Genomic DNA, 7,502 nt, shown 5'->3' on the forward strand with positions numbered 1-7,502 from the left:
ATATCTTCCTGACTGACGCTGTCCGAATGCTGTGTCGAGACAACAACCGCGGAAATTCCGACGGGTTTGTTGTTGGCATCGTATTCCACCGAGACCTGGCTCTTGGCATCAGGACGCAACCAGTCGACTTCCGTCTTCTGACGGGCTTCGGTCAGACGGTTAATGATGCGGTGCGACAGGGCGATCGGCAGCGGCATCAGTTCTGGGGTCTGGTTACAGGCATAACCGAACATCAAACCCTGGTCGCCGGCGCCTTCGCGATCGACACCCATGGCAATGTCTGGGCTCTGGCTATGAAGTGCAACGAAGACCTTGCAGGTCTCGTATGAGAAACCGATATCATCGCTAATGTAACCGATATCTTTGACAACGTCGCGAGCGATCTGCACGTAGTCGAGCTTGGCCTGGGTGGTAATTTCACCGGAAAGAACCACGAGGTCCGTCGTGCACAGCGTTTCGCAGGCCACGCGAGAACGGGGATCTTGAGCCAGAATCGCGTCGAGCACGCCGTCAGAAATCTGATCTGCGACTTTGTCAGGGTGACCCATGCTGACAGATTCGCTGGTAAAGAAATAATTCGTCATCTGGCTTCGAAACTCCGATCAAACGCATTAATGGATCGTGAAATTGATAGGGGGACAGTGAATTTCGACATCAGCATGCACCAGCACGCCCCGGCGGTCCTGCCCACGGACTTTTAAACTCTTGGCCACCTAACTCGAGGGACGATTCTACGAGGACACTGTCAAACTCTCAACCCGGCCGATTCGGCCCCCCGAAGTGACTCTGCTTTTCCTTCGATAAATTTCAAGTGATGCGTGATGTGGCCCGTCACCCGCTGCAGCAGCACCAGCAATGAAACGGGGCCGTCCGTCGAGTGCTGGCCGGTCCGGTCGAAGTCGCTCGACTTCAAGGTTCTCAAAATTCGAGCCACCTGACGCCGAACAGAAGCAATCAACTCCAGCTCTTCTCGAACGTCACGCTGTTCATAGGCGAGTTTCGCTGCAAACAGGTCCGGATCACCGCTCAACATTGTCGGATTATCTTCGGCCACGACTCGCTTCATCCGGTCGGCATAGACAATCTCAAAATCGGATAGGTGGCAAACAATCTGCAATACACTCCAAGCCCCCGGAGGAGCAGGCGTCTTGAGCTGCATCGAGGGAAACCCCGCGACAGCCGCGGACAGCTCCCCAGCACCCCGTTCGTATCGGGCGAGCAGGTCCTTCAACGTATCTGGCCAGTTCGCAACATTCGGGGGGACACTTAATGCCATGAATGCTTCCTCACGCGATTCCATGATGGGCCAGATCTGATGAAACTTGGCGACCTCCAGAACCTCCCGACCAACAGGCGAGGGATTACAGATGACAAGTCGCCCCCCTTGGCGCGAAATGTCATTCCACAGAACCCGGATCAGTTCCAGCAGGCTCGATCCGAAGAAGGGAGCTTCAGCCAGATCCACAATCAGCTTGCTGCATCCCATGCAGCGTCGCTGCTCTCGAATTCCATCGAGTTCATTCAGAATATTGTGATCGGCCAGGCTGCTGACACTGGAAGCCAGCTCCAGAACCATGATGTCGCCGGCAGACTGCGTTTGAATCAACTGACGAAGAGCCATTTCTTCATTCCTTCAGTCCTGTGAAGACAGAACCGCTGGCAGAGTGTTTTCCCGACTGAGCACCACTAGAGCTGTCATCACCAGCCTCGGTCGACGGAGTTTCCTCCGGAATCACGATTTTGCGCCGTTTGATCAGCCGCACTTCATTTCCAACCGAGTTGTAATGCACCTCGTCCATGAAGGTATGCATCAGCAGCAACCCACGCCCGCAAGGACGCTCGAGATTTTCGGGATCCGTCGGATCAAGCAGACAGCTCCGGTCAAACCCAAAGCCATCATCCCGAATCACAAACTCGACTTCGTCCCGTGTAAAGCGGCCCGTGACGTGTATCCGCCGAGCCGACCAGGGAAGCGACTTGACTCGCTCAAGCGCCAGATCGTAGTACGCCCGATGGTCCGTTTCCCGCAGCGACGAGCAGAGCTCCAGATTCCCGTGGAAGCAGGCATTCGTCAGCGCTTCCTGCAGCGAAACACCAATCCGGACCCGATCGGATTCGTCACAGACCCCCATCTCCATCACCTGATCCTGGAGATACTGCACCATCGACGAAATCAGTTCCTGGTCGTTCTCCAGACTGAACTCCACCTCTTTTCGACTGAGTCGCTGCTTCAGCCGCAACTGAGCCCGATTATGTTGAGCCGCCTGAAGGACCTGAGTCGCTGTCTCCGCCAGATGAAGATTCAACTTCCGCTTGGAGACATAACTCGCGGCACCCGCTTTCAGTGCTCTCACGGCAATTTCTTCACTTCCCCGGGCTGTCATCAGGATGACGGGAACAAACGGATGGATTTCACCAATGACCTTGACCAGTTCCAGGCCGTTGATCGCAGGCATATCGAGATCCGTCACCACCAGATCGGGAACGTGCGCCCCCATCTTACTCAGCGCATCGTTTCCATCCGTGGCGTATTCCACACTCACTCCGTCTACTTGAGTGAGCAGTCCTCCCGCGCGGAGACGATCAGTCGCAGAATCGTCAACAACCAGGATGGTAGGCATAATCAAAACTCGGTGAGTGCCATGAAAAAGTGACGGCGGGCCATCATCGCACCGGAAGGCCACCCGGTCGCTGATTGATCAGGACCTCGACGTATTCGATCGAAATGGTGTCATTCTATGCACCCTGACTGCGGTACGAGCGGCACACCTCGTCCGCCCCCTAAGATGCTGCCACCCCTCGTAACCGTCCGCAAGTGTACGACCCTCTCGATCCCTATTTCCAGACGACCGTCTTCGTACAGCCGCCAGACGATTCCCCGGCAGTTCCCCATCCCCTGACCGCGGGTCTGCTTACACGAGGCACCCCGCGCACTCGCATCAACAACCTCATAGCGACCGCGCGACCAGACGGATCAGCAATCTCAGAGCCATCAGGTCGCCTCGTCACGCCGACGCGAATTACCGTGCCAGAATGCCAACGCGCATTTCCTGCGAGAGTCGGCTTGACGTGAGAACACAACGAGCTACGATGGATTGAGACTGAGTCTCAGTATGAGGAGCGCCAGTGATCAGTTCCACCGAGTCTACCACAGTAACCCAGAATCACGCCTGCGAAGGGACGTGCTCCAGTTGCAGCATGGTCGGGAGTTGCGCTGTCCGCACAGTCTGCCGATGTCTGAAAGTCGCTGAAGATACCATTATCGAAGCGATTCGCACCGGCGGAGCCACCTCTGTCCGAGACTTGAAACTGATGACCGGGGCAGGCGACGGTTGCGCCGCCTGCCACAGACACCTCAAACAGTATCTGGCCATCTATCTGCCGCCCGTGGCGGATCACTCGACCTCTTCACCCAGCATGTGCTGAGCGAGATAGTTTTCCAGCCCGATCTTCTCGATCAACCCTAACTGGGTTTCCAGCCAGTCAACGTGCTCCTCGGAATCCGTGAGAATCTCAAGCGCGATGGCGTGGGTTCCGTTATCTTTAATCTTGATGCACAGATCAACCAGCTCGTTGTAGGCCGCGACCCCACTGGTTTCCAGCTTCAGATCATTCTCGAACTGCTCTTTGACGTCGCTTCCGACGCGGATCACGTCATAGCGGGCAATCTCAGGAGTTCCTTCCAGGAACAACACCCGGTCAATGATCTTGTCGGCATGCTTCATCTCGCCGATCGATTCTTCATAGTGCTTTCTCGCCAGCTTCATCAAGCCCCAGTTTTTGCACATCTTCGACTGGCAGAAGTACTGGTTGATCGCCGTCAATTCGATGGTCAGAGCGCGATTGAGAGCGTCGATGACCTGAGTGTTGCCTTGCATGGAATACCTCAACCTGAAATTGTGTTGTGGAGAAATCGTGTTGTGAATTTGTAAAACGACGCACGGCCTGTTCGACTCAGTTCGCCCCCTGAACGAATCACCCCGTGCGGGCCATTCCTCCGGTTTTCGCCGCCTGGTTTTTCGCAGCCAGGTAAAGTTCTGCAGCAGGACGGATCGAGTCGAAGATGAGACCGAAAGCGTTGAGGTCGCTGTGACGACGGCTTGCACGAACAGCCTATTCGCCGCATCGCTGTGACTGGTAACTCCCTCAAAAGTCGAATCACGAATCATACGGCTTCAGATCGGGAATGCAACCAATTCCCGCCCGCCTGACAGCCCCTCAAGCTGTCTAAATCTTGAATTCGCCAGTAATTGCGAGTCTTCCACCGAGACGGTACCTTGACCTGCGAGACCACCGCCGGTGGGTCCACAGAGCACACCAGCTTCAAGGCACGAATGAGCCCGGTCCACTGGTGTTCGCGAACCGCTGTCACGTGCCGGACAACTGAATCCTGATGCCTGCTGAACCACCCCCGCCCAAATCCACCGTGAACCATCAGTTTTCGCGTTCGCACATTGGACGTGCTTCGCGCATGTTCAACAGCGACACGAAACTGCAAGCGACCGGGCGATTCCTGCGCCGGGAAATCTGGGCCTGGCCCCTGATCGCCGCAGTCCTTTTCGGAGGATTGGGTTATTGGATCTCCGGAGCCGTCGAAGCAGTCATGCATCAGGAACGGTCGGAAGAGCTGAACGTCATCGCCGACGCTACCGTCAACGCTCTTGAGATCTGGATCGATGACCAGCGGACAATCGCCCGGTTGTTCGCCGAAGACCAGGAATTGCGCCCGCTGGTCGCCGATCTCCTCGCCAAACTCGATTTTCGCGTGGCCGATCGAAAACTGCTGCAGGCCCCTGCCCAGGATGCCTTGCGCCAGCGACTGGAAAATCGCCTTACCCAGTCCGGCTTCATCGGTTACTTCATCGTGGCGCCGGGGGGAACCATCCTCGCCGCCGATCATGACGCTCCGGTCGGAAAACCGGTCGATCAGTACCGCAAACATCTCTACGACCAGGCTCTGTCAGGCGAAATCGTTGTCTCCAAACCATTTCGCAGCCCACTTCTGCTGGACGACGAGAACGGACAATTGCAGCAGAACCTTCCGACGATGATCGTGATCGCCCCCATCGGAAATGACGCGGGAGAACCCCTCGCCGCACTGGGAATACGAATCCGGCCGGAAAATCAGTTCAGCCGCATCCTGCAGGTCGGCCGATCAGGTCAATCGGGCGAGACCCTTGCCTTCGACAGCAACGGCCTGCTGCTCAGCCAGAGTCGCTTTGATGAACAACTGAAGCAGATCGGCCTGTTACTCGATCAGCCCGAAGCTCATTCCACCCTCAGCGTCGAGCTGCGTGATCCCGGGGTCAACATGGTTAAAGGAGGTCGCCCGCAAACACGGCGGCCCGAACAGCCCCTCACCCGCGACGTTGCCGACGCCGTACAAGGAAATTCCGGAAGCGATGCCGATGGCTTCCGGGATTATCGGGGAGTCATGAAGGTCGCCGCCTGGCGCTGGCTCCCAAACCACGATTTCGGTGTGACAACGGAAATGGATGTTGCCGAAGCATTCCTCCCCGTTTACCTGCTGCGCCGCTCATTCCGGGCTCTGATGGCCCTGCTGACTCTCTCGGCCATCGCCATCTTCATCGCCATGCTCTACGCAGCCCGCCAGCAACGGTCGCTGCAGGATGTCACGATCGCGGCCATGCAACTGGGCCAATACGCCCTGGAAGAGAAACTGGGATCCGGCGGCATGGGGACCGTTTACAAAGCCCGGCATGCCCTGCTCCGCCGCCCCACCGCCGTGAAACTCCTCAGCCTGGAACAGATGTCGGAGTCTGCTGTCGCTCGCTTTGAACGGGAAGTTCAACTGACCAGTTCGCTCAGCCATCCCAACACCGTCAGCATCTTTGACTACGGCCGGACACCCGACGGTATTTTCTATTATGTCATGGAATATCTCGACGGCATGAATCTGGACGACCTGGTCCGAAGATTCGGTCCCGTCCCCGAGGCACGGCTGGTCTATCTGCTGAAACAGGCGTGTGGAGCGCTGGGCGAGGCGCACGCGGCGGGGCTAGTCCATCGCGATATTAAACCGGCGAACATCTTTCTGACGTCACGCGGGGGCCTGTTCGACTTTGTCAAAGTCCTCGATTTCGGATTGGTGAAGACATTGACCGCCGCCTCAGAGGCCAACCTGACAAACCCCAACTCGGTCACCGGAACCCCCTATTATCTTTCCCCCGAAGGAGTCAATCGCCCCGATCTGGTGGATACGCGGTCGGACGTCTATGCGTTAGGTGCCGTGGCCTATTACCTCCTGACCGGGACTCATGTCTTTGAAGGAGGTACTGTGGTCGAGATCTGCCTGAAGCACACGCGGGAAACGCCGGAAACCCCATCCCAGCGTCGTGGCCAACCGGTTTCGCCACAACTGGAATCGCTCATCATGAAGTGTCTGGCGAAATCGCCCGACGAAAGGCCCAAAGACGCGCGCGATCTACTCCAGACACTCGAATCGCTCGAAATGATTGGAACCTGGACCGAAACCCACGCTCAGTTGTGGTGGGAAAGCCACGGCAGCCAGAACCTGACCAGCGCATCCACAACGTTCCTCCTGCCGAATTCCCTCCCCACCGAGGACGGCGCGTCCGACCAGACACGCTGAGCCCCCACCCGTTCTCCCCCGGTTTTCACCACGACCGCTCAACCTGCGGCGAATGAGCGGGATTCACGACATTCCTGCCACCATCTTTGCGCCACCGTCCTGACGGCCACCGTCCTGACGAGTCCCGGCGGAGTCACGATTACGTCCCGAATTGTCAAAGAACAAAAAAACCATCGACTCAGCTTGAGGCCCGTCACGAAGCCACGGCAAGAAACCAGCAGTGACAGGGAATCGCGAACGGAAAAACGCCATTCCCAAAATTCGCGGGCCAGCCGGGCCAGTCGGCCCAAATGACTTAACTCTCAACTAATACAACACATGGGACTGGCCACCGGCTGGCCAGGATCTGGCCAGTTGGCCAGCCCGATTCACTGGAATCCGTGAACCCGCCCCCGTAGCAGCGGCATCCTGCCGCTGGCCTTTCCTCCCCAATAACCCCGCACACGCGCACTCCTTCCCGCAACCAACTGAAACAACCAACAGAAAGCAGAGTCACAAGCTCCTCCCCTACACTCCCAGCCACCTGAACCACACCCCCAAAAAGAACAGCTCGCCACGGAAAGGTCGTCCCGTTCACTGAGCCAGGTAGCTCGTCAACTCGACCTCTCCATCCGTGATCCCTCACCGGCTGACAGATGATTTCCCAAAGTCAGCAGTGTCGGCAACAAACAACAGCACCGCGAGCCCAAACATCCAAACCTCTGGAACCAAGACACCCAGCGCGATGCAAAGGGGAAAGAAAAGGAGATCAATCCAATCACCTCGATCTCCTGGCTGGAAAGTCAGTAGCCTGCCCGGTGAGCCGCGTTCCGTTCCTGACATGGCAACGGACGCCATCGTCCGCGCGAGACCTATTGCGCGAGTTCCCGTCAACAAACGATGGAACACA

General features: G+C 57.2%; 6 protein-coding genes. 2 read left to right on the forward strand and 4 right to left on the reverse strand.

What is annotated here, in order from left to right:
- The 3 genes from VGE80_RS17895 to VGE80_RS17905 form a co-directional block, all read right to left on the reverse strand.
- Positions 1 to 584: S-adenosylmethionine synthetase N-terminal domain-containing protein (locus VGE80_RS17895; protein WP_440593606.1), on the reverse strand; the 584-nt coding region annotated here is incomplete at its 3' end.
- A 161-nt stretch (positions 585 to 745) separates the two neighbouring features.
- A complete protein-coding gene (locus VGE80_RS17900) occupies positions 746 to 1,621 on the reverse strand; it encodes a DinB family protein (RefSeq protein ID WP_440593607.1) in 876 nt (291 codons plus the stop codon).
- Positions 1,622 to 1,625: 4 nt separating this feature from the next.
- Complete coding sequence (locus VGE80_RS17905; RefSeq protein WP_440593608.1) at positions 1,626 to 2,621, reverse strand: response regulator; 996 nt, start codon at positions 2,619 to 2,621, stop codon at positions 1,626 to 1,628.
- Positions 2,622 to 3,198: 577 nt separating this feature from the next.
- Here VGE80_RS17905 and VGE80_RS17910 point away from each other — a divergent pair.
- Positions 3,199 to 3,426: a (2Fe-2S)-binding protein gene (locus VGE80_RS17910; protein WP_397571887.1), complete on the forward strand. Its 228-nt coding sequence runs from the start codon at positions 3,199 to 3,201 to the stop codon at positions 3,424 to 3,426.
- Here the strand turns inward: VGE80_RS17910 and bfr are convergent.
- Positions 3,396 to 3,878 (reverse strand): bacterioferritin, encoded by a 483-nt coding sequence (gene bfr, locus VGE80_RS17915; RefSeq protein ID WP_440593609.1) that lies wholly within the window; start codon positions 3,876 to 3,878, stop codon positions 3,396 to 3,398. The two genes, VGE80_RS17910 and bfr, sit on opposite strands and share 31 nt — an antisense overlap.
- 515 nt (positions 3,879 to 4,393) lie before the next feature.
- On the opposite strand from bfr, the gene VGE80_RS17920 reads away from it, so the two are divergent.
- Positions 4,394 to 6,613 (forward strand): serine/threonine protein kinase, encoded by a 2,220-nt coding sequence (locus tag VGE80_RS17920; RefSeq protein ID WP_440593610.1) that lies wholly within the window; start codon positions 4,394 to 4,396, stop codon positions 6,611 to 6,613.
- The last annotated feature ends 889 nt before the right edge of the window (positions 6,614 to 7,502 follow it).

The sequence above is a fragment of the Schlesneria sp. genome, assembly GCF_036405755.1.
GTDB classification, from domain to species: Bacteria; Planctomycetota; Planctomycetia; order Planctomycetales; family Planctomycetaceae; genus Schlesneria; species Schlesneria sphaerica.